This window comes from Kitasatospora sp. NPDC054795 (assembly GCF_053611565.1).
The window spans coordinates 5892-6474 of the sequence record NZ_JBSHAP010000236.1; the positions used below are offsets into that span (position 1 = coordinate 5892).

The following is a 583-nucleotide window of genomic DNA, read 5'->3' on the forward strand; positions in this document are numbered from 1 at the left end:
GGCCGGTGCGGCCGACGTGACCGGCGCCTCGCCGTCCGGTCGGGACGCGAGCGCGTGGGGCCAGGCGGCCCGGACGACGGGTGGCGTCGGCGCCGGCCCGGCGCCTCCGCCGGCGGGAGCGGCGGCAACGGGCGCGAAGGGTGCCGGCGCAGTGGCGAGGGCGACCGTCATCCGGCGGTCGCCGAGCAGCCCGCGCCGCTGACCGATGAGTCGAACGGCTCGCTGCACGCCCAGGCCGCCGGAGGACCGGCGCGCCGGAACCGTCACGGGCACCACCGGACCGTCGCCGCCTCCGGGCGGGGCGCCCGCTGGGCGCGTCCCGGAAACGGCCGGCTGCGCGGCGGCTCCCGGCCGCCGCTCCGGGCCGCTGCCGGAGGCCGACGCGGTGGAGGCCGACGCGATGGAGGCACCCGCCCTGCCCTGCGGGGCGTCGGAGGGCGCCGGGCGTCCGGCCGCCGGTCCACGAAGGCCGCGATCCGCACCGGGGTGCGCGCTGCGGCCACCGGAGGTCGGGGCACTCGGAGCGGCGGGGACGGTCGGGACGGTCGGGGTGGTAGGGATGCTCCGGGTGGCCGTCCCGACC

1 pseudogene is annotated in these 583 nt (G+C 81.8%); it reads right to left on the reverse strand.

What is annotated here, in order from left to right:
- A pseudogene (locus ACWGJO_RS40545) lies at positions 1 to 273 on the reverse strand (hypothetical protein); the annotation flags it as partial.
- Positions 274 to 583 lie beyond the last annotated feature (310 nt).